We start from the raw sequence: 19,335 nt of genomic DNA, 5'->3' as shown, positions 1-19,335 counted from the left end.
CTTGCTCAAATAGTGCAACCAACTGCTCGCGCTGATGCTCACTCAGCGAACTTCGAGCTCTCAATGAAAACTACTCCCCACTAGTCGGTAACTGATTTTCTCAGTCCAACTAATGGGGAGCAGTTCATTCTGCGGTGCCTTTCCCATGCGGGGAGACATACACCCCCCGTGCCGACGCTCGGTATGCCCACGAGTCCCACGCGCAGCCTGCGAATTGTGATACTGACACGACCACCCAAGATTATGCGGCACAGTCTCCCCACCATGGCGATGCTCGATCATATGATGCGCATCGCACCGCGCGACAGGCTGCGTCCACCCCGAACCCGATTACTCGGTATGCACTAAGCACTGGGTGAACGCTCGTAGGCTTCGTACCCTACACGCACCCCAATACGACCGTCCGTCCACAGCCCGCATATTCATGTAACACGTAGCAGAGGAGCGAAGCCTCCCATCATCCACAAATTGCAAAAGCGGGTATAAAATCGTTGCAGGATCGGGTATAAAACTGTTGCAAAAGCGGGTATAAAATCGTTGCATAATTGGGTACAATGCTGGTGTGCAGTACTTTTCCCGCTTTGCAGATCAGGTTTTGGAGGACTCCCTCCAGCTCATGGGAGGTGTCCTCCTTGAAGGGCCACGCGCTTGCGGGAAAACCTCTACTGCCCTCCAAAAGGCTGCAAGTTCTGTACGCCTCGACCGATCCCCCGAGCTGATCACGCTCGCCGAATTGAACCCCGCAATTTTACTCAACGGCCCAACGCCTCGCCTCATTGATGAGTGGCAACTCGCACCTTCCATATGGAACACGATCCGCCATGAGATTGACGATCGCCAAGGACGCGGGGAGTTCATCCTTTCAGGATCAGCGGCACCAGCCGATGACACCACGCGTCACTCAGGTGCGGGACGCTTTGCAAGATTGAGGATGCGTCCAATGTCGCTCGCGGAGAGTGGGGCGTCGACAAACCAGGTAAGCCTCGCAGAGCTACAACCGGGCGTTGGTGTGAGCGGAGTTTCCAAGCTCACCTATAAGGGCATGGCCGAACAAGCCGTACGTGGCGGATGGCCAGGCCTACTCGGCACCAACACCCAGCAGGCGGTCATGTTTAATCGCTCGTACCTGGACAATGTCTTCGACGTGGAAGTACCAGAAAGCGTTGGCACACGTCACAACCAGCTAAACATTCGTCGGACCTTGGAATCCATCGCTCGGAACATTTCTGGCGAAGCAACGTTGAAAACACTCGCTGCAGACGTGTCTTCCGATGCCACAACAGTCGATCCGAAAACGGTCTCCACTTACCTCCAGGCACTTACCCGAATATTCATCCTCGACGAATTGCAGCCTTGGAGCGTCGCGCTCCGATCCAAATCACGGCTGCGCACCTCACCGAAGCTCCACCTCGCTGACCCCAGCCTGGCCTGCGCCGCCTTAGGTATCGGCGTTGACCGTCTCGCGAAGGACCCAGAGTTTTTCGGCCAGATCTTCGAGTCCATGGTCATCCGAGACCTGCGTGCTGCATCCGCCCTCCAGCACGGTCACGTCTACCACTACCGCGACAACACGGGCCTTGAAGTTGACGCCATCATCGAATACCCCGAGGACGGAAAATGGGGTGCCTGCGAAGTCAAACTCGGGGCGTCGCAGATCCCACAAGCCGAAGCAAACCTCATCAAACTCCGTGACGAACGTGTCGACACCAACAGGGTCGGGTCGCCTGCATACTTAGCCATTATCACCGCTACGGAGTATGCATACACGCTTCCTAGCGGAGTACACGTGATTCCTTTGGGCACCCTCACCGCTTAGCGGTCACAGAAACGAGTCAAACCATTCTCCCGGAATTGCAAAAGCATGTATAAACTCCGTGCACTGCAGGATTACGCAACACCAGGAACGCATCCATCGCCCTGCTGAGCGCCTAAACCAGCGGCGCGGACCCCGAAGTTTCAAACTGTAGTACGCGGATTGTAATAATCCTCGAAATGATGAGCGAAGGCGCCGGGCGAGCGGGTTTTTCAAAAGCCCAGGCCGCGCAGAGCCCCCACACCAGGTACTGCGCCTTCAGGCACCTATCACCGTGTCATCCAACCACATCATTTTTCGCCGCATCAAATACGCCTGCACATCCGCAGCCGGCCCAGGCAACCGCACGGTGGCATACCCATCCCATGATGAGTCACCCCCACGCGCGGAGTGCTCGGCTCGGTCGCCGGCAACTGAACACGCTCGGGTCCTGCTGCTGCGAGAACGAACTCGAAACCGCAGCGGTCAACCCAAAAAGCGCATCCAAAACACCCGCCTAATAAGGGTTATGCCTTTGTGCATTGAGCACGACCGGTTCCACCTCCGCGTAGGCGGCGACCTCGTCGACGAAACCTTCGTCGTGGCAGGTGAGGATCACGGCTTGGCCACCGCGCAGACCGTCCGCGATGACCTGGTGCGCTTCGGTGCGGCCGGTGGCGTCGAGGGAGGTATCGGGCTCGTCGATAAGCACGAGCTCCCTGCCCTGGCCAAAGACCTGGCGCAATTGGGCGACCCGTAGCTGCGCCTGCGGAAGGTCGAGCGGATGCGTTGCATCGCTGCCGCCGGCGAACTCCGCGAGGGTGGTCTCCACGACCTGGTCAGCCACGCGCTGCAGCGCGAGTGAGACGCCGACCGGTTGAGGCGGATTGCCGTCGAGGCCAGCAAGCGCGCGCAACAGTGTTGTCTTGCCCGACCCATTGTGCCCGCGGAGCCACAGCACCCCGCCCTTGCGCGGGGCAAGCTCGACCGGACCGACCTGGAACTGCTCGCCGCGTTTCTCACGAAAATGCCACCACTTGCGCTGCGGTGCCCGGCGGCCCGCGGTTACGGCACCGAGATCGATACGACCAGGCTGCGGTTCGACGGGACTGGGAAGCGAAACTGGGGTGAGGTGCGGATTCGGGGTGAGTGTGGCGTCGATAATGCCGAGCTGCGCGCCACCAATCTCGCGTGGTTGATAGCCAAGCACCAGCGCGCGGGAGGAGGCGACGAGCTGCTCAATCAAGCGCGCGGATTCCGTATCAAGGCCCGCGAACGGGCAATCCAGCACAAGCAGCTCCGGCTCGAGCACCGCAACACACGCGATGGCCAGGCGGCGCGTCTCGCCACCAGACAACGTCGCCGGATGGCGCTCCGCCAAATGCGCAAGTCCCGTGCGCGCAAGAATGCGCTCGCAGCGCGCCTGCATCTCCGCGCGCTCGACGCCGCGCTGCTCCAGGCCGATCGCCACCTCCTCGATCACCGTCTCGCGCAGGTACGTCACGTGCGCCGCAGCGTCCTGGCCCACGACACCGACGTTCGGCCACTCCTCGTGGAGCTGGTTTGCCAGCTGCGACATCCCGGAGCCGGACGCGCCGATGACCTGCACGCGGTCGTGCGTGCTCAGCGCGCGCTGCAGCAGCGTCAGATCCATACGACCACCGCCACGCACGCGATCGGGGCGACGATCCGCAGCGCCTTCTGCACCGCGGAGTCCGGCACCGGCCGCAGCACCGTGCGCCTCCCCGGCAAGTCATAGCCGGCGGTTTCCAACGCCGCGCCGCGGCTCGCACCCTGGCTGAGCAGCGCGGTGAGCACCGGCATGATCAGGCGCGTCACCACGTTTCGCGCGTGCACCGGCGCGCGCTTGAGCGCCTGCGCGTCGCGCACCACCTTCACCTGCGCGCTGCCGTGCGGGACGAGCTGCAGCGTCGCGCCCGCGATGTACGCCAGCTTGTTTCCGCCGGGCAGCACCTGCAGCGCCTTGACCAGCTCGGGGATGCGGACGTACGCGACGGCGGCGAGCATGCACGCCATCAACGCGCAGAATCGCGCCGCCAGCGCTGCGCCCACCGCCAGGCCGTCCGCAGTGAGCAGTGGGGCGATGCGTTCGCTGCCGTACGGCGCGTGGATGAGAAGCATGGACAGCCCGACGGGCACGGCGAGCGCCACCGTCGTCGCCGGCACCGAAGCGTTGCGCGTGCGCCACACCCCGAGCACGCACGCGACAGCCGTCATGGCCAGCGACACCACGGGCGAATTCAGTCCGAGGACTAGGATCCACCCGCACGCCCCCGCCGCCAGCGCCGTGAGAGGATTAATCACGCTGCGCGGAGTGCGCTTTTCGACGCGGCGCGAACGCCTGAACTGTCTTCCGCGGCAACGCCCGCACCGTCACGTAGGCGATCGCGAGGACGATCACCTTGTCCAGCGGGTCCGAGAGGAATGCCTGCGTGGTCACCGACGCGATGAGCGATCCGCCCATCTCGCGGAAGAGCGACACGAGCGCACCGGTGCCTACGCCCGCGGTGCCACCGAACACGAACGCGGCCACCGGCGCGGCGACGGCGCCGCCGACCAGGCCCAGCAGCATGCCGTAGCCAACCACCGTGAATATCGAGTGCAGCGCGTGCAGCCGGTGGATGAACACGCCCGCGAGGTACCCGACGAGCGCGGAACCCGCCGCGAACGGGAGCGCCACCGGGTTGAGCAGCCCCCAGACGACGTTGTTGAGCGCGCCGGTGGTCAGGCCGGCGATCGGCCCGGCGAGCGCGGCGACGAGCACGGTGCCGATCGTGTCCAGGTAGAGCGGCAGCCCGATCGAGCCGACGATCTGCCCCACGACGGAGTTGATGAGGATGGCCAGCGGGATCAGGCCCAGCGTGCGCGCCGGAAGCATGGGCAGCGTCGCCGCGAGCAGCAGGACGGTGCCCAGCCCGTAGCCGCACAGGGTGATGATCGCTTCGGTGGATCCGCCGACGCTGTCCCAGCTGCTCGGGCGGACCAGCACAAGATACGCCCAGGTTGCGGCGATGCACAGGGCGCCGGCGATGACGAGGAGGCGCTGTGGCAGGGTCCAGTCTCCAAGCGCCATGTCGGTCGGGGGCTTCACCGGCCCTTTGGGCGGAAACGGCAGGCGGTCGTCGGTATCGTGCGACATGGTGGTTCTCCAGGGGTAATACGCGGAAAAGGGGAAACTAGTCCTGTGGTCGACAGGGTTTCGCCTATGTCACCTCGGCGAAGCAGACGGCGAAAGTGTACCAGCTATTCCTCCGCCTTGAGGTGATACCCCGCCTTGAGCTGCTCATCTCCTGCGGTGAATCGTGCGTGGAGGGAGAACGCGGCGTCGACAAGCGCCCAAGCGCTGGGAATGTCCGCCGAGGTGACCACGCGCGCGTTGGTCTCGCGCTCCCACATGCCGCGCAGGTCGGCGGCGACGGTGCCGCGCATGAGCTCGCTTGCGGCTTCGACGTCAATGGTGGCCTCGGCGACGGCGGTGTCGACGCGACCAAGCGCGATGAGGACGGTGAGCAGGTCGTGGAGCTGGGCGCGGTAGCCTTCGCCGACGTCCTCGTGGAACTCGAAGTAGAAGCGCGTGATTTCCGGCAGCGCGGACGCGATCGGCGTCTCCCCCAGCGCCGCGACGAGCCGTTCGAGGCGCGGCGGGTCCAGGAGCATCTGCTCGGTCACGCCCAGCGAGCACAGCGTGATGGGCACCGGCGTGCGCGCGAAAACCTCCTGCGCCGCGTGCGGGTCGACCCAGAAGTTCCACTCGGCGGTCGGAGTGGTGTTCCCGGGATAGTTCACACTGCCGCCCATCACCGTGATGTGACGCAGCTGCGCGAAGTGGCGCGGGTGGCGGCGCGCAAACACGGCGAGGTTGGTCATGGGGCCGGTGACGATGAGGTGGAGGTCCTCACTACCGCGCTCGATGGCGTCGCACCAGAGCATGTCCCAATCTGTCGCCACGTGGCGCGCGGGCGCGTGCGCGTAGCCCAAGCCCGTCTCGCCGTGGGTTTCCGGGGTGGTGGTCAGCGCAAGCTCGAGTGGCTGCGGCTCGCCTGCGGCCACGGGGATCGCTGGCAGGTTGCACTGCGCAAGCACCCACGCGGCATTCTGCGCGCATTGCTCGGCCTCAACGTTGCCCGCGGTCGTGGTCACGCAGTCCAGCTCCAGCTCGCCGGCGTGGTGCGCGGCGGTGAGGTAGGTCAGCGCGAACGTGTCGTCGATGCCGGGGTCGCAGTCCAGCAGCACTCTCATCCTAAGTCTCCTTCGTCTCAGTTCCGCGCGTGAGCCAGACGCCTATCGACGCCACCGCAATCCCCGCGCAGGCCACAAACGCTACGCCAAACCCAAAGGCCTGGGCGAGCAGCCCCACCACAATCGGCGCGAAGATCTGGCCCGCGTCCTGCGCCATCTGGAACGTGGAGAGCACCTTGCCGCCGGAGCGGTGATTTCCAATGATGTCCGCGAGCGACGCCTGCTGCGCCGGGCCGATCAACCCGCTGCCCACGCCCGCAAGCGCGGACAGGACGAGCAGCGGCACGACGCTGGTGGCCAGCCCCATCGAGCCGGTGAACGCGGCGGTAGTGATCAAGCCGGCAACGATAAGTGGCTTGCGCCCGTGCTTATCCGCGAGTCTGCCGGAGAACTGCAGCGTAACCGCGGTGCCGAACGCAAAGGCGGTGAGCGCAAACCCTGCGGCCGCCCCACCGTTGGCAAACACCGCTGCGGCGAACAACGGCAGGATGGACACGCGGGTGCCAAAGTTGACCCAGCCGTGTGCAAATGCCGAGGACAGCAGGCTCTGGTACGTGGGCATGCGCAGCGCGCTGGACAGCTGCATCGGCGGCAGCGGCGGCGGCAGTTGCGCCCGGCCCTGTGAGTTGTGCGTGGCCGCCCAGACGAACACCGCCGCGACGCCCACCATCAGCCCGTAGACCGCGAACGGGATGCGGAAGCCAAGGAAAGACAGGGCTGCACCGATGATGGGGCCGATGATGTTGCCCAACAGGAACGCTGATGAATAGATCGCGTTGGCGCGGCCGCGTATCGAGGGGTGCGTCACCCGCACAATGAGCGCCTGCGCCGACAACGTAAACATGGTTGAGCCGAACCCCGCGATGAAGCGCAGCACAAAGATCTGCCAGTACGCGGTGGCAAACGCCACGAAAAACGTCGCGGCCGCCACCACACTCACGCCCGTGATGTAGACCGGCCGCGAGCCGAGCTTGTCCACGAGCATGCCCGCACCGGGCGCGCCGATGAGCCTCGCAGCAGCAAACACGGAGACGACCGCGCCGGCCGCGGCCATGGACACGCCGAAGCTCGCGGTGAACTGCGGCAGGATCGGGGCGATAAATCCGTACCCGAGAGCAATGAGAAAGGCCGCCCCCACGAGCACCCAGATGGTGCGCGGGATGGCCGGCCGTGGCGGTGTGTGCGGCTGCTGCTGAGGTTCGGGCGTAGGGGTCATCGGGAAACAGCCTAAACCCACGCGCCAAGCGAGCAAACTGCAAGAACAACCACACGTTCGCCACTGTGTTCCAATTTGTGCGGTGCCGTGTTCACCTCTCCTCTTAGAGTGCCAGGCATGTTGAACTTCACAAGCAAAACGCACACCGCCCCCGCCCAGCCTTCCGACTACTGCGCCCCGCTGCCCACTGAGTACGCCGCGCACATCCGCGAGCGCGAACCGGACACGCTCCAGCAGCTCACGGCGATGATCCACCACCCGCGCTCGCTCGCGCGGCCCACTGCGCGTTGGCGCCCGCCGACAAAACGGCTCCCCCGCCTTGGTCACACCACCGACCTCACCATCGCCATCTCGCGGCGCCGCGTCGGCCCACGCGCGCAGGCAAGAGTCCGCGGGTACGGCGAGGACCGAGTGCCCGCGTTTCTCATCGAGGTCCGCGTCACCGACCCCTCCGGACTCCCCACGGACCGCCGCGTCGCCGAAGGGTGGGTGCGCGCGCTTTTGCCTATCGACGCCGCGGGCGCCGTCCACGAGCTTCCGTCACCCCGCGCGGCCAGCTACGTCTGGCTCACCGACGGCGACTTCGTCCCGGTACTGTCACCGTCCTCCATGTTTGAGGGTCTCGCGGCGGCGTAGCCCGCCCGGGCTAGTCCTCGTCGTCTCCGTCGTCCTCGTCGTCTTCCTCATCGAAGTCGTCGTCTTCATCATCTTCGACGTCGTCGTGGCCGAAGATGTCGTAGATGTCGGGCTCGTCCTCGTCGTCTTCCAGCGGGAGGAGCTGGCCTTCCCACTCCTCCGCCTGGTCAGCGGCAAGCGACAGGACGTCGAAGAGCCGGTCGAAGTCGGTGAACGTGCCGAGGCTGAGCATTTCCGCCTCGGACACCGCTTCGCTGTGGATGGTCTCGAACAGGCGCAGTCGATCCTCCTCGGTCAGCTCTGCGTCGCCGTCGGACTCCCAGAGTTCGCCGATCGCGTCGTCCATGAGGTCGTCGTAGTTGTCCGACAGCGCGATGAACTCGACCGTCGCGGTGGCGGTCCCCTGCACCACCTCGACCTGGACCTGCAGCTCGGCGCTTTCGCCGACCTCGGCGCGCACCAGCTGGCTGTTGACGCGATCCGGGAAGAACTCCAGGTCCTCAATACGCTCGTCCGTAGCCTCGAGGAGGTCGCGCAGCACGGTAATCACCTGGTCGGTGGCCATGTGCTCTGCCACGGTCTCCACGGCGCTTTCCACGGAGAAGACGACGGCGACGAGCGCGGCCTCAAATTCTTCATCGTCCTCGTCCACGTCCGCGGCGGCAATGTACACATTGGCGGCGGGCAGGAGCGGGTCGATTTCTACAAACTGGATTTCCACCTCGGACGTGATGGGCACGAACATGGTGTCGTCGTGTACCCGGGATTCAATCCCTTCACGGTCAAGGCTGGCTGCAATGTCCTCGAAAAAGCTCATGGCGGCGGTTTCCTTCCACTCTCCAGTCCAGGCCTGCCCCAGCCTAGCCAGGAATTCGCCGCGCCGTCGGCCGACGCGCACAAAGCACGGATGCACGCGCGATGGAAATTGCTGGGAGGTGTGTAGAGGGGGTGGCGGTGGCGTCGCTAAGCGTTGCCCTCGTCAGCGATGGAATCGGTGAGCGTTTCCACCAGGTCCTGCCTGTGCATGCCCCATTCGCGCATGTCAAAGCCCTCCCACGCGCGGCGCTGCGCCGCCTTGGGGTCGTACTCCACGGAGGACTTCGCCGCGAAGATCGCGGTCGCGCGGCCGGGCTCCGTGTCGCTGCGGAAACCGTAGACCGGCCACTTCTCGCCCGGATGCGCGTTGTGGAAGAAGGAGCCCCAGTGGAACTGCATGGCGGCGCTGACCTCGTCGAATTCCTCGCGCGGCTGGAACGGGTCGAACTTGGAAGCGCGGGTTGCCTTCGCATCGCCGAACACCGCCGCCAGGTCCGAGGTGTGCATGGCGCCGAGCCCGATCCGGCGCATCGTGGTCGACGCGTAGTCAAAGCGGTACATCCAGGTCGGGGCCGTGCGACGATGCTCGGTTGCCAGCATCACCGACGGCGCCCAGAAGACCGCGTCCGCGATGAGGGCGGCAAACTTCCGGCGATCGTCCACAAAGTCGTACGTCTCCAGCACCGCCTCGGCGTTGTCGGGGTCGTAGACGCTCAGCGCCCGGCGCGCCGCCCGCAGGCGCGACTTGTTCGTCTGGTACAGCGCCTTGGCAAAACTGGCCTCATCCGCGTTCGTGCCGATGATCAGCGGGACCGGCGCCTGGGCACCGGATTGGAACACGTCGATCGGGTGCGCGGGAAGCGTGTGCGTATCCACGGTGGGCATGAAGCTGGTGTTGAACTGGACGAGCTCTTTGCGGTTGAGCAGCATCGATTGCCCGACCCGCACCAGTGCCTCGGCGTCAGCCTCGCGCAGCGCCTCCAACGTGGTCTGGCTGGGCAAGCCCATATCCTTGATCAGCTTGCGCACCCACATCGCCGCCTGCACGCGGGAGTGCACGCTGGCAACGGGCGGCGACTGTGCAATCGCGCGGTGGAACAGCCCCCGCGCAGCCGGGGCGCACATCAGGTGGATCACCGCCGCGCCACCCGCGGACTCGCCCATGACGGTGACGCGGCCGGGGTCGCCGCCGAACCCGGCCGCGTTGTCGTGGACCCAGCGCAGGGCGAGGATCTGGTCCAAGAGCGCCGGGTTGGCCACGCAGTCCTCGCCGAGCGTGCGGTAGTCCAAGTACCCGAACACGCCCAGGCGAAAGTTGACCGAGATGTAGACGATGTCCGTCGTCTTCGTCAGGTAGTGCCCCTGGAGAACCTTCTCGTGGCTCGACCCCGTGACAAAGGTTCCGCCGTGGAAGTACACCACCACCGGCAACTCCTCGTCGTTGTCGGGGCGCACGATGTCCAACGTGAGGCAGTCCTCCGTGCCGATGACGTTGTCCGTCCAGCCGAAGAACCCCTGCATGGCCGGGGGCGAAAAGGCGCTCGCGTCGCGCACCCCGGTCCACGACTCAACCGGGCGGGGCGCACGGAATCGCCCCGCGCCCTCGGTGGTCGCGCCATACGGCACGCCGCGCCAGGTGCGGACCCCCGTGTCCGGGTCGACAATTCCGCGCACGCGACCGGCACTTGTGGTCACCACCGGTTGATCAGCGCTCGACATAGCCCCCACCCTAGACGCGAACGCGGCCACGTACAGCGACGCTCAACGGCAACGGGAATGGAAACCGCACGCGCAACGCTATACCGTGCGGAACTCGGTCCGACCGCCCAGGTGAGCACGAGCAATCACCGAGCGTTCGGCCGAAACGTGCACAATAGGTTTGCAATATCACACTATCGGGCTCGCCCCGGAGGAGGAAAGCATGGGACTGCTTGATCGCAACAACGACAAGGACAGCACGAACCGCGAAGGCAATGCCAGCGATACCGACGACGTCACTGCCGCCAACGGTGCGCAGCTGGCCGAAGGCGCCGGCCCGATCGCCCGCGCGTTTATCAGCTTCGTGGACAAGGCCGTCTCGCTCCAGACCGGCACCATCCGCGCGTACGTGGACTGGCTGCGTCGCCAGGACACGGACGCAACCCCGCAGGACGTGCAGAAGCGCATGGACGCGCACTTCCGCAACACCGTCTCCGCTACCGGCGCCGGCGTCGGTGCCGCCGCCGCGGTCCCGGGCGTCGGCCTGATCTCCGGCAGCGCGGCGGTGGCCGGCGAGTCCGTCCTGTTCCTTGATCTGGCCGCCTTCTACACCGTCGCGTCTGCGTACCTGCGCGGCGACGATCCGGCCGACCCTGAGCAGCGCCGCGCAATGGTGCTCACCACCCTGGTGGGCACCGAGGGCCTCGCAATCGTGGACACATTCGTCGGCGAGAACGCCTCGCGCCTGCCGTCCAAGTCCACGCTCGCACGCTTCTCCGGCCCGGGCCTGGCTGAGGCAAACAACATGCTCACCAAGGCCGCACTGAAGCAGGTGCGAAAGAAGATGCGCCGCGCCTGGATTGGCAAACTCCTCCCGCTGGGTCTCGGCGCGGTCGCTGGCACCACGGCAAACCGCAAGCTTGCGGATGAGGTGATCAAGCGCGTCGGCCAGTCGCTCGACCCGGTGCCGGACGCGTTCGCTACCCCGCTCCCGCCGAAGAAGGACGACGGGCAGGACTCTCAGGGCCTGAGCTTCGACCCGAAGCGCTTCGCGCAGTGGATCCTCAACATCTTCGGCCGCGGCAAAAACGACGCGGAGGAGCGCGCGCAGGTCGACGCCGCCATCGAAGCAACCAAGTAGCGCCGTGCCCCACGGCTTCCCCCTATTCCGCCGCTCGCTGACCGCCACCCCGGTCACGGCGGCGCTCGCGTTCGCCACCGCCGCGGCCGCCGCGGTGTTGCAGGTCCTCCTCCCCGCGCTGACGGGGCGCGCGGTGGACATCGCCACGGGCAACGTCACCGGCTCGGTCTCGCGCACCGCGTGGACGATGGTTGGCGTCGCACTGGTTACGTACGCGCTGGGCGCGGTGCGCCGCTGGGCGTCGGGCCGGCTCTCCGCCACCTCCCAGCACTGGCTTCGCGTGGAACTGCTGCGCACGATGCACCGGCTGGATGGCAACGGGCAGGACGCGATTGTCACCGGCCAGATCGTGGCCCGCTCGATTTCGGACCTCAACCAGTACGCCATGGTCCTGGGCCAAACGCCCATGTTCTTCACCCGCGCAATGCAGCTGGTCGGCACGCTCGTCGTCATGGTGGGTATGAATCTGTCGCTGACGGCGATGGCGCTGTGTCTGCTGCCGCTGATCTTGTGGGAGGCGAACCGCTCCCGGAAGGCGCTCTACGCCGCCACGTGGGTGAACCAGCAGGCCACGGCGGATTTGGCGGAGCACGTGGAAGAGACCGTTTCCGGGGTGCGGGTGGTCAAGGCGTTCGGCGGGGAGCGAAGGAGCGTCGATAAGCTTGATGCGCTCGGCCGCGAGCTGTACGCGGTGAAGATGCGCGCGGCGAAACTGACTGCCCGCTTCCAGCCGCTGTTATCACAGCTGCCCAAGATTGCGCTGGTCATCACCATCGTCGCGGCGGGGCTGATTGTGATGCGCGGCGGCATCACCATCGGCGCGTTCGTGGCGTTCACCACGTATCTGACGTCGCTGACCTCGTCGATGTCCATGCTGACCAACCAGTACGTGCGCCTGCAGATGGGTATGAGCAGCTTCGACCGCCTCGACGAGGTCCTCGCCCTCGCCCCGCACTCGCCGGAGCCCGCGCGCAGCAGCGCCCCGGAAGGCCCCGTCGGGCTCGCGTTCGATCGCGTGCGATTCTCCAACGGCGGGACCACAGTGCTTAACGACGTCAGCTTCACCGTCTCCCCCGGCGAAACCCTCGCCGTCGTCGGCCCACCCGGTGCCGGCAAAACCATGGCCGTGCAACTCGCCGGCGGCTTTTACACCCCCGATTCCGGGCAGTGCGCGCTTGTCGACGCCTCCCTGGCCACGACTCCCTACTCCGACCTTGCGCAGGAGGACCTCCGCGACCGGGTGACCTGCGTCTTCGACGACGCCTTCCTCTTCTCCTTCTCCATCTTTGACAACATCGCCCTCGGCGCGCCCGCGGCGCTGTCGGGCGAGGCGCTCACGGAGGCGGTGCACCGCGCGGCCCGGCTGGCGCGCGCGGACGAGTTCATCGAGCGCCTCGACAACGGCTACGACACACTCGTCGGCGAGCGCGGGCTCACCCTGTCCGGCGGGCAGCGCCAGCGCGTCGCGCTCGCCCGCGCGCTCCTCTCGCAGCCGCGGGTGCTCGTGCTTGACGACGCCACCAGCGCCATCGACGCCATCACCGAAGCCGAGATGCTGCACAACCTTCGCACTGAGCTCGGCGACGTTGCCGTCCTCACAGTGGCCCACCGCCAATCCACGGTCGACCACGCCGACACCGTCCTCATCCTCGATGCCGGCCGCGTCACCGAGCACGGCCCCCGCGCGGACGTCGTCGCCACACCCGCCTACCGCGCACTCATGACCCCCGAGGCGACGCAGGCCCCCGCGAGCGCGGAGGCGGAGCCGCCCGAGCACCTGCTCTGGCCGGACGAGCACTCCACATCCGCGAACCCCGACCTGGCCGCGGCATCCGCCGCCCGCGCGACCAGCAGCGGGGGCGGCCGGCATACCATCATGGCTGACGCGGGGTTGCTGGCTGACGTGGCAAAGCTCCCGCCCGCGCGAGAGCAGCCGAACCTCAACGAGGCGACGCTTGCGCGGCTGCGCACCCCGACGGGCAGCGGCAACGAGTTCAAGGTTTCGCAGCTCTTCCGCGCGGTGCGCTGGCTGATCGCAGGCAGCGTCGCGCTCCTCATCGTCGGCGTGCTCGCCGACCTCGCGTTTCCCACGCTCATCCGCGCCTCGATCGACCGCGGCATCGCACCGAACGACTTCCGCGCGCTCTGTGCCATCGCGGGCGCGACGCTCGCCGTCGTCCTCATCGGCTGGGCCGCCGACGCGTGCCTGACCGTCCTGTCCTCCCGATCCGGCGAGCGGCTCCTCTACGGCCTGCGCCTGCGCACCTACGCGCACCTGCAGCAGCTGGGGCTGAGCTTTTTCGAGCGGCACCTGTCCGGGCGCATCATCACCCGCCTGACCACGGACATTGACACCCTCTCTAGCTTCCTCCAGACCGGGCTGGCGCAAGCGATCGTGGCGGTGGGCAGCCTCGTCGGCGTCTCCGCCATGCTGCTTGCCACGGACGGCCAGCTCACGCTCACCGCGATGAGCGCGGTGCCCGTCATCGTCGTCGCCACGCTCATCTTCCGCCGCCTCTCGCGCCGCTACTTCACGGCCGCCCGCGCCCAGATCTCGGTGGTCAACGGCGATTTCGCCGAGCTCATCGGCGGCATCCGCGTCACGCAGATGTACACCGCGGAGCGCCGCGCCGAGGCGGCGTTCACAGACGCTTCGCTCGCCTATCGACGCCTCCGTATGCGCTCCGTGACGCTCCTCGCCGCCTACTTCCCGGGCATGCAGGCCATCTCGCAGATCATGACGGCCGCCGTCGTCGGCGTGGGCGCGACGCGCGTGTCCGAGGGCGACCTCTCCGTCGGCGTACTCGTCGCCTTCACCATGTACCTCAGCCAGCTCTACGGGCCGATCCAGCAACTGGGCCAGATCTTCGACTCCTGGCAGCAGGCCACCGTCAGCTTCGACCGCATCACGGAGCTCCTGGCGGAGCGCACGACCGTTCCCGATACTGGCACCAACCCACGTGCGGCCGACGCCGCCCGCGGTCCGCTTGCCCTCGAGGGCGTGAGCTTCGGCTACGGGGGCGTCGACAAGCGCGACACCCCAACCCTGGTGGTGAAAGACCTGGACCTCGACCTACGGCCCGGCGAGACTGTTGCCCTGGTGGGGCCGACGGGCGCGGGCAAGTCGACCGTGGTCAAGCTGCTGGCTCGCTTCTACGACCCGACCGCCGGGCGGATCACCGCCTCAGGCACGGACATCGCCGAGTTCCCGCTGCCGGCATGGCGGCGCGCGCTCGCGCAGGTGCCCCAGGAGTCCTATCTTTTCCCCGGCACCGTGGCCGACAACATCGCGTACGGCGCGCCGGGCGCCTCGCGGGCTGAGATCGAAGACGCAGTGCGAAGGCTCGGTGCCCTCGGCGTGATCGCGGCGATCCCCGGTGGGTTCCGCGCCCCGGTCGGCGAGCGCGGCCGCGGGCTCAGCTCGGGGCAACGGCAAATCATTGCGCTGGCGCGGGCGGAACTGCTCCACCCAGATGTGGTGTTGCTGGACGAGGCGACCGCGACGCTTGACCCGGCCACCGAGCACACCGTCCTCAACGCTGCTGGTCGTACCACTGCTGGGAGGACCTCCATCATCGTCGCGCACCGTTTGCTCACCGCGCAACGGGCCGACCGCATAGTTGTCGTTGAAGGAGGACGTATCATAGAAGATGGTTCCCACGAGACCCTCCTGAAATCGGACGGAAAATATGCCCGGATGTGGGCAGTCAACCGAAATCGGGGGTAGGCCATGGTGGCGTCGTGGAAGAATGCGAGAGAGTTTTAACGCTCTGGCTATCAAGCGAATTACAGTCAAGATTTAGTTCGAGTAAAGACCCGACAGAAAGAGGCGAGGACCTGCCGTGAGCAGCGATAACACGTTCGGCCAGAACAGCTGGCTGGTTGACGAGATGTTCCAGCAGTACCAGGAGAACCCGGATTCCGTTGATCCGGAATGGCGCAAGCTCTTCGATGCAGAGGGTGCTCCCAAGGCACCGAAGGCTCAACAGGCGTCGAAGGCTCAGCAGGCGCCCAAGGCCGCCAAGGCCTCCGCTGCGCCGGCTGCGAAGCAGGAGACGGCGAAGACCGACCCGAAGGTTTCCTCCTCCACCGCCGCGCCGAGCCAGGACGGCCGCGAGACCCAGATCGACCGCGCCGCCACCGCCGCGAAGGCCACCGCGTCCAAGGAGAAGGCAACGCTGCCGAAGCCGAAGAAGTCCCCGCTGGACAACATCAACAACATTGAGGTTGAGCCCGGCGAGTTCCAGCTCAAGGGCGCGTTCAAGGCGATTGCTAAGAACATGAACGAGTCCCTCGAGGTCCCGACGGCGACGACCGTGCGAGACATGCCGGTCAAGCTCATGTTTGAGAACCGCGCGCTGGTGAACGACCACCTCAAGCGCACCCGCGGTGGCAAAATCTCCTTCACCCACATCATCGGCTACGCCATCGTCCAGGCAGCCAAGCTGCACCCGGACATGAACAAGAACTACAAGGAGGACGGCAACAAGTTCTTCGCCGTCCAGCCGGAGCACATCAACCTCGGCCTGGCGATCGACCTGCCGGGCAAGGATGGCTCCCGCTCCCTCGTCGTCGCCGCCATCAAGGAGACCGAGAAGCTCGCGTTCAACGAGTTCATCGACGCGTACGAGGACATCGTCAAGCGCGCCCGCGACGGCAAGCTGACCATGGATGACTTCTCCGGTGTGACCATCCAGCTGACCAACCCGGGCGGCATTGGCACCCGCCACTCCATCCCGCGCCTGACCAAGGGCCAGGGCACCATCGTCGGTGTCGGCGCCATGGACTACCCGGCTGAGTTCGCCGGCGCGTCCGAGGACCGCCTCGCCGAGCTCGGCGTGGGCAAGCTGGTCACGCTGACCTCCACCTACGACCACCGCGTTATCCAGGGCGCGGAATCCGGCGAGTTCCTCCGCGACATCTCGCAGCTGCTTATCGACGACAAGTTCTGGGACGACATCTTCACCGCCCTGGAAATCCCGTTCTCCCCGATGCGCTGGGCACAGGACCAGCCCAACACCGGTGTGAACAAGGACACCCGCGTGATGCAGCTGATCCAGGCGTACCGCTCCCGCGGCCACCTCATCGCGGATACCAACCCGCTGCGCTGGCACCAGCCGGGCCTGCCCATGCCGGACTCCCGCGACCTGCTCATGGAGTCCCACGGCCTGACCATCTGGGACCTGGACCGCACCTTCCACGTCGGCGGGTTCGGCGGCAAGGAGACCATGACGCTGCGTGAGGTCATGTCTCGCCTGCGCGCGGCCTACACCCTGCACATCGGCGCGGAGTTCACCCACATCATGGACCGCGACGAGCGCGAGTGGCTGCGCGACCGCCTCGAGGTCGGCATGCCGAAGCCCACCAACGCCGAGCAGAAGTACATCCTGCAGAAGCTCAACGCCGCAGAGGCCTTTGAGAACTTCCTGCAGACCAAGTACCTCGGCCAGAAGCGCTTCTCGCTCGAGGGCGCCGAGACCCTCATCCCGCTCATGGACGCGGTCATTGACACCGCCGCTGGCCAGGGCCTGGACGAGGTCGTCATCGGCATGCCGCACCGCGGCCGCCTCAACGTGCTGTTCAACATCGTGGGCAAGCCGGTTGCCACCATCTTCAACGAGTTTGAGGGCAACATGCAGTCCGCACAGCAAGGTGGCTCCGGCGACGTGAAGTACCACCTCGGCTTCCAGGGCGAGCACATCCAGATGTTCGGCGACGGCGAGATCAAGGTCTCCCTGGCCGCTAACCCGTCGCACCTCGAGGCCGTCGACCCGGTCCTCGTCGGTATGGCCCGCGCAAAGGCAGACATCCTCAAGGAAGCCGGCGTGCGCGAGGACCACCCGGTCGTGCCCATCATGCTGCACGGCGACGCCTCCTTCACCGGCCTGGGCGTGGTTCAGGAGACCCTGAACCTGTCCCGCCTGCCCGGCTACACCGTCGGCGGCACCGTCCACATCGTGGTGAACAACCAGATCGGCTTCACCACCACCCCGGACTCCGGCCGTTCCTCCTTCTACGCCACCGACCTGGCCAAGGGCTTCGACTGCCCGGTCTTCCACGTCAACGGCGACGACCCGGAGGCGGCAGCGTGGGTTGCCCAGCTGGCTACCGAATACCGCCGCGAGTTTGGCAAGGACGTCTTTATCGACCTCATCTGCTACCGCCTGCGTGGCCACAATGAGGCCGACGACCCGACCGTGACCCAGCCGGTGATGTACGACCGCATCCACAGCCACGATTCGGTCCGTACCCGCTACACCAAGGACCTCGTCGGCCGCGGCGACATCAACGCCGACGAGGCCGAGAAGGCGGCCCAGGACTTCCACGACCAGCTGGACTCCGTGTTCGCCGACGTCAAGGAGCACGAGGGCCACCCGAGCGAGCAGACCGGCATCACCGATTCCCAGGAGCTCACCCACGGCCTGGACACCTCCATCGACGAGGCGACCTTCAAGCGCCTCGCTGGCGCGTTCGTGGACCTGCCGGAGGACTTCACCTCCAACAAGCGCCTTAAGTCCGTGATGAAGAAGCGCGGCGGTTCCTTTGAGGACGGCAACATCGACTGGGGCTGGGGCGAGCTGCTCGCCTTCGGCTCCCTGGCCGAGGAAGGCAAGTTCATCCGCCTGGCGGGCGAGGATTCCCAGCGCGGCACCTTCACCCAGCGCCACGCGGTCCTGTACAACCCGGAGAACGGCGAGGCGTACAACCCGCTCGACCACAACGCGATCGAGGCCGGCAACGGCGGCCGCTTCGAGGTCTTCAACTCCGCCCTCACCGAGTTCGCGGGCATGGGCTTCGAGTACGGCTACACCCTGGGCAACCAGGCCGCAATGGTCGCGTGGGAGGCGCAGTTCGGCGACTTTGCCAACGGCGCGCAGACCATCATCGACGAGTACGTCTCCTCCAGCGAGACCAAGTGGGGCCAGCTGTCCTCCCTGACGCTGCTGCTCCCGCACGGCTACGAGGGCCAGGGCCCGGACCACTCCTCCGCCCGCATCGAGCGCTACCTGCAACTCGTCGCGGAGGGCTCCATGACCATCGCGCAGCCGTCCACCCCGGCAAACCACTTCCACCTCCTGCGCCGCCAGGCGATGGGTGAGATGAAGCGTCCGCTCATCGTCTTCAGCCCGAAGTCGATGCTGCGTAACAAGGCCGCGGTCTCCCAGCCGGCTGACTTCATCGAGGTCAACCGCTTCCAGTCCGTTATCGACGACCCGAACTTTGTCGAGCGCGGCAACAAGAAGATCGCCGACACTGACAAGGTCACCACGATCATGCTCTGCTCCGGCAAGATCTACTGGGAGCTGGAGAAGAAGCGCGAGAAGGACGGCCGCGACGACATCGCGATCATCCGTGTGGAGATGCTCCACCCGATCCCGTTCAACCGCCTCCGCGACGCGTTTGCCAACTACCCGAACGCGAAGGAGATCCGCTGGGTCCAGGACGAGCCCGCCAACCAGGGCGCTTGGCCGTTCTACAACGAGCACCTGCGCGAGCTGATCCCGGACATGCCGAAGATGGTTCGCGTCTCCCGCCGTGCACAGTCCACCACCGCCACCGGTGTGGCCAAAGTGCACCAGCAGGAGGAGAAGGCGCTGCTCGAGGAGGCATTCGCCAAGTAACGCCTCGCAGCACAAAGGCCCCCGTCCTGAACTGCTCCCCATTAGTTGGACTGAGAAAATCAGTTACCGACTAGTGGGGAGTAGTTTTCATTGAGAGCTCGAAGTTCGCTGAGTGAGCATCAGCGCGAGCAGTTGGTTGCACTATTTGAGCAAG

General features: G+C 66.0%; 12 protein-coding genes. 5 read left to right on the top strand and 7 right to left on the bottom strand.

Annotation, left to right across the window (positions count from 1 at the left end; translation table 11 throughout):
- The first annotated feature begins 562 nt into the window (after nucleotides 1–562).
- The gene (locus EAW56_RS09895; RefSeq protein ID WP_122086358.1) at nucleotides 563–1,816 is read left to right on the top strand and encodes an ATP-binding protein; all 1,254 of its coding nucleotides are present in this window, start codon (nucleotides 563–565) and stop codon (nucleotides 1,814–1,816) included.
- A 493-nt stretch (nucleotides 1,817–2,309) separates the two neighbouring features.
- Here the strand turns inward: EAW56_RS09895 and EAW56_RS09890 are convergent, their stop codons facing one another.
- The 5 genes from EAW56_RS09890 to EAW56_RS09870 form a co-directional block, all read right to left on the bottom strand.
- The gene (locus EAW56_RS09890; protein WP_122086357.1) at nucleotides 2,310–3,446 is read right to left on the bottom strand and encodes an ATP-binding cassette domain-containing protein; all 1,137 of its coding nucleotides are present in this window, start codon (nucleotides 3,444–3,446) and stop codon (nucleotides 2,310–2,312) included.
- Entirely contained in the window at nucleotides 3,437–4,117 is a 681-nt protein-coding gene (locus EAW56_RS09885) for an energy-coupling factor transporter transmembrane component T family protein (RefSeq protein WP_244213404.1), read from the bottom strand. The genes EAW56_RS09890 and EAW56_RS09885 overlap by 10 nt, the downstream gene beginning before the upstream one ends.
- Nucleotides 4,110–4,886 (bottom strand): glycosyl transferase family 9, encoded by a 777-nt coding sequence (locus EAW56_RS09880; protein ID WP_095537063.1) that lies wholly within the window; start codon nucleotides 4,884–4,886, stop codon nucleotides 4,110–4,112. Before EAW56_RS09880 ends, EAW56_RS09885 begins: the two co-directional genes overlap by 8 nt.
- A 170-nt stretch (nucleotides 4,887–5,056) precedes the next feature.
- On the bottom strand, nucleotides 5,057–6,052 hold the full coding sequence (locus EAW56_RS09875) for a nucleoside hydrolase (protein WP_122086355.1): 996 nt from the start codon (nucleotides 6,050–6,052) through the stop codon (nucleotides 5,057–5,059).
- Nucleotide 6,053: 1 nt separating this feature from the next.
- Nucleotides 6,054–7,268: an MFS transporter gene (locus EAW56_RS09870; RefSeq protein ID WP_122086354.1), complete on the bottom strand. Its 1,215-nt coding sequence runs from the start codon at nucleotides 7,266–7,268 to the stop codon at nucleotides 6,054–6,056.
- Nucleotides 7,269–7,385: 117 nt separating this feature from the next.
- On the opposite strand from EAW56_RS09870, the gene EAW56_RS09865 reads away from it, so the two are divergent.
- On the top strand, nucleotides 7,386–7,904 hold the full coding sequence (locus EAW56_RS09865) for a hypothetical protein (protein WP_239215739.1): 519 nt from the start codon (nucleotides 7,386–7,388) through the stop codon (nucleotides 7,902–7,904).
- Nucleotides 7,905–7,914: 10 nt separating this feature from the next.
- Here the strand turns inward: EAW56_RS09865 and EAW56_RS12875 are convergent, their stop codons facing one another.
- A complete protein-coding gene (locus EAW56_RS12875; protein WP_095275881.1) occupies nucleotides 7,915–8,721 on the bottom strand; it encodes a hypothetical protein in 807 nt (268 codons plus the stop codon).
- Between the two features lie 146 nt (nucleotides 8,722–8,867).
- Nucleotides 8,868–10,439 (bottom strand): carboxylesterase/lipase family protein, encoded by a 1,572-nt coding sequence (locus tag EAW56_RS09855; protein WP_095535105.1) that lies wholly within the window; start codon nucleotides 10,437–10,439, stop codon nucleotides 8,868–8,870.
- 202 nt (nucleotides 10,440–10,641) lie between these two features.
- Between EAW56_RS09855 and EAW56_RS09850 the strand changes: the two genes are divergently transcribed.
- The 3 genes from EAW56_RS09850 to EAW56_RS09840 all read left to right on the top strand — a co-directional run bounded on the left by EAW56_RS09850 (nucleotide 10,642) and on the right by EAW56_RS09840 (nucleotide 19,181).
- Entirely contained in the window at nucleotides 10,642–11,559 is a 918-nt protein-coding gene (locus EAW56_RS09850) for a hypothetical protein (protein WP_122086352.1), read from the top strand.
- Nucleotides 11,560–11,563: 4 nt separating this feature from the next.
- The gene (locus EAW56_RS09845) at nucleotides 11,564–15,286 is read left to right on the top strand and encodes an ABC transporter ATP-binding protein (RefSeq protein ID WP_122086350.1); all 3,723 of its coding nucleotides are present in this window, start codon (nucleotides 11,564–11,566) and stop codon (nucleotides 15,284–15,286) included.
- A 115-nt stretch (nucleotides 15,287–15,401) separates the two neighbouring features.
- Nucleotides 15,402–19,181 carry a multifunctional oxoglutarate decarboxylase/oxoglutarate dehydrogenase thiamine pyrophosphate-binding subunit/dihydrolipoyllysine-residue succinyltransferase subunit gene (locus EAW56_RS09840; RefSeq protein WP_122086349.1) on the top strand — a complete coding sequence of 1,260 codons (3,780 nt, stop codon included), beginning with the start codon at nucleotides 15,402–15,404 and terminating at the stop codon, nucleotides 19,179–19,181.
- Nucleotides 19,182–19,335 lie beyond the last annotated feature (154 nt).

This window comes from Corynebacterium gottingense (genome assembly GCF_003693265.1).
GTDB classification, from domain to species: domain Bacteria; phylum Actinomycetota; class Actinomycetes; order Mycobacteriales; family Mycobacteriaceae; genus Corynebacterium; species Corynebacterium gottingense.
Note: the sequence above shows the minus strand (reverse complement) of the source record. Positions and strands in the feature narration are given on the sequence as shown.

What these genes read in the sequence shown, in the direction of transcription:
- EAW56_RS09890 (WP_122086357.1), bottom strand. Translation starts at nt 3,446, where the DNA reads ATGGATCTGACGCTGCTGCAGCGCGCGCTGAGCACGCACGACCGCGTG.
- EAW56_RS09880 (WP_095537063.1), bottom strand. Translation starts at nt 4,886, where the DNA reads ATGGCGCTTGGAGACTGGACCCTGCCACAGCGCCTCCTCGTCATCGCC.
- EAW56_RS09875 (WP_122086355.1), bottom strand. Translation starts at nt 6,052, where the DNA reads ATGAGAGTGCTGCTGGACTGCGACCCCGGCATCGACGACACGTTCGCG.
- EAW56_RS09870 (WP_122086354.1), bottom strand. Translation starts at nt 7,268, where the DNA reads ATGACCCCTACGCCCGAACCTCAGCAGCAGCCGCACACACCGCCACGG.
- EAW56_RS09865 (WP_239215739.1), top strand. Translation starts at nt 7,386, where the DNA reads ATGTTGAACTTCACAAGCAAAACGCACACCGCCCCCGCCCAGCCTTCC.
- EAW56_RS12875 (WP_095275881.1), bottom strand. Translation starts at nt 8,721, where the DNA reads ATGAGCTTTTTCGAGGACATTGCAGCCAGCCTTGACCGTGAAGGGATT.
- EAW56_RS09855 (WP_095535105.1), bottom strand. Translation starts at nt 10,439, where the DNA reads ATGTCGAGCGCTGATCAACCGGTGGTGACCACAAGTGCCGGTCGCGTG.
- EAW56_RS09850 (WP_122086352.1), top strand. Translation starts at nt 10,642, where the DNA reads ATGGGACTGCTTGATCGCAACAACGACAAGGACAGCACGAACCGCGAA.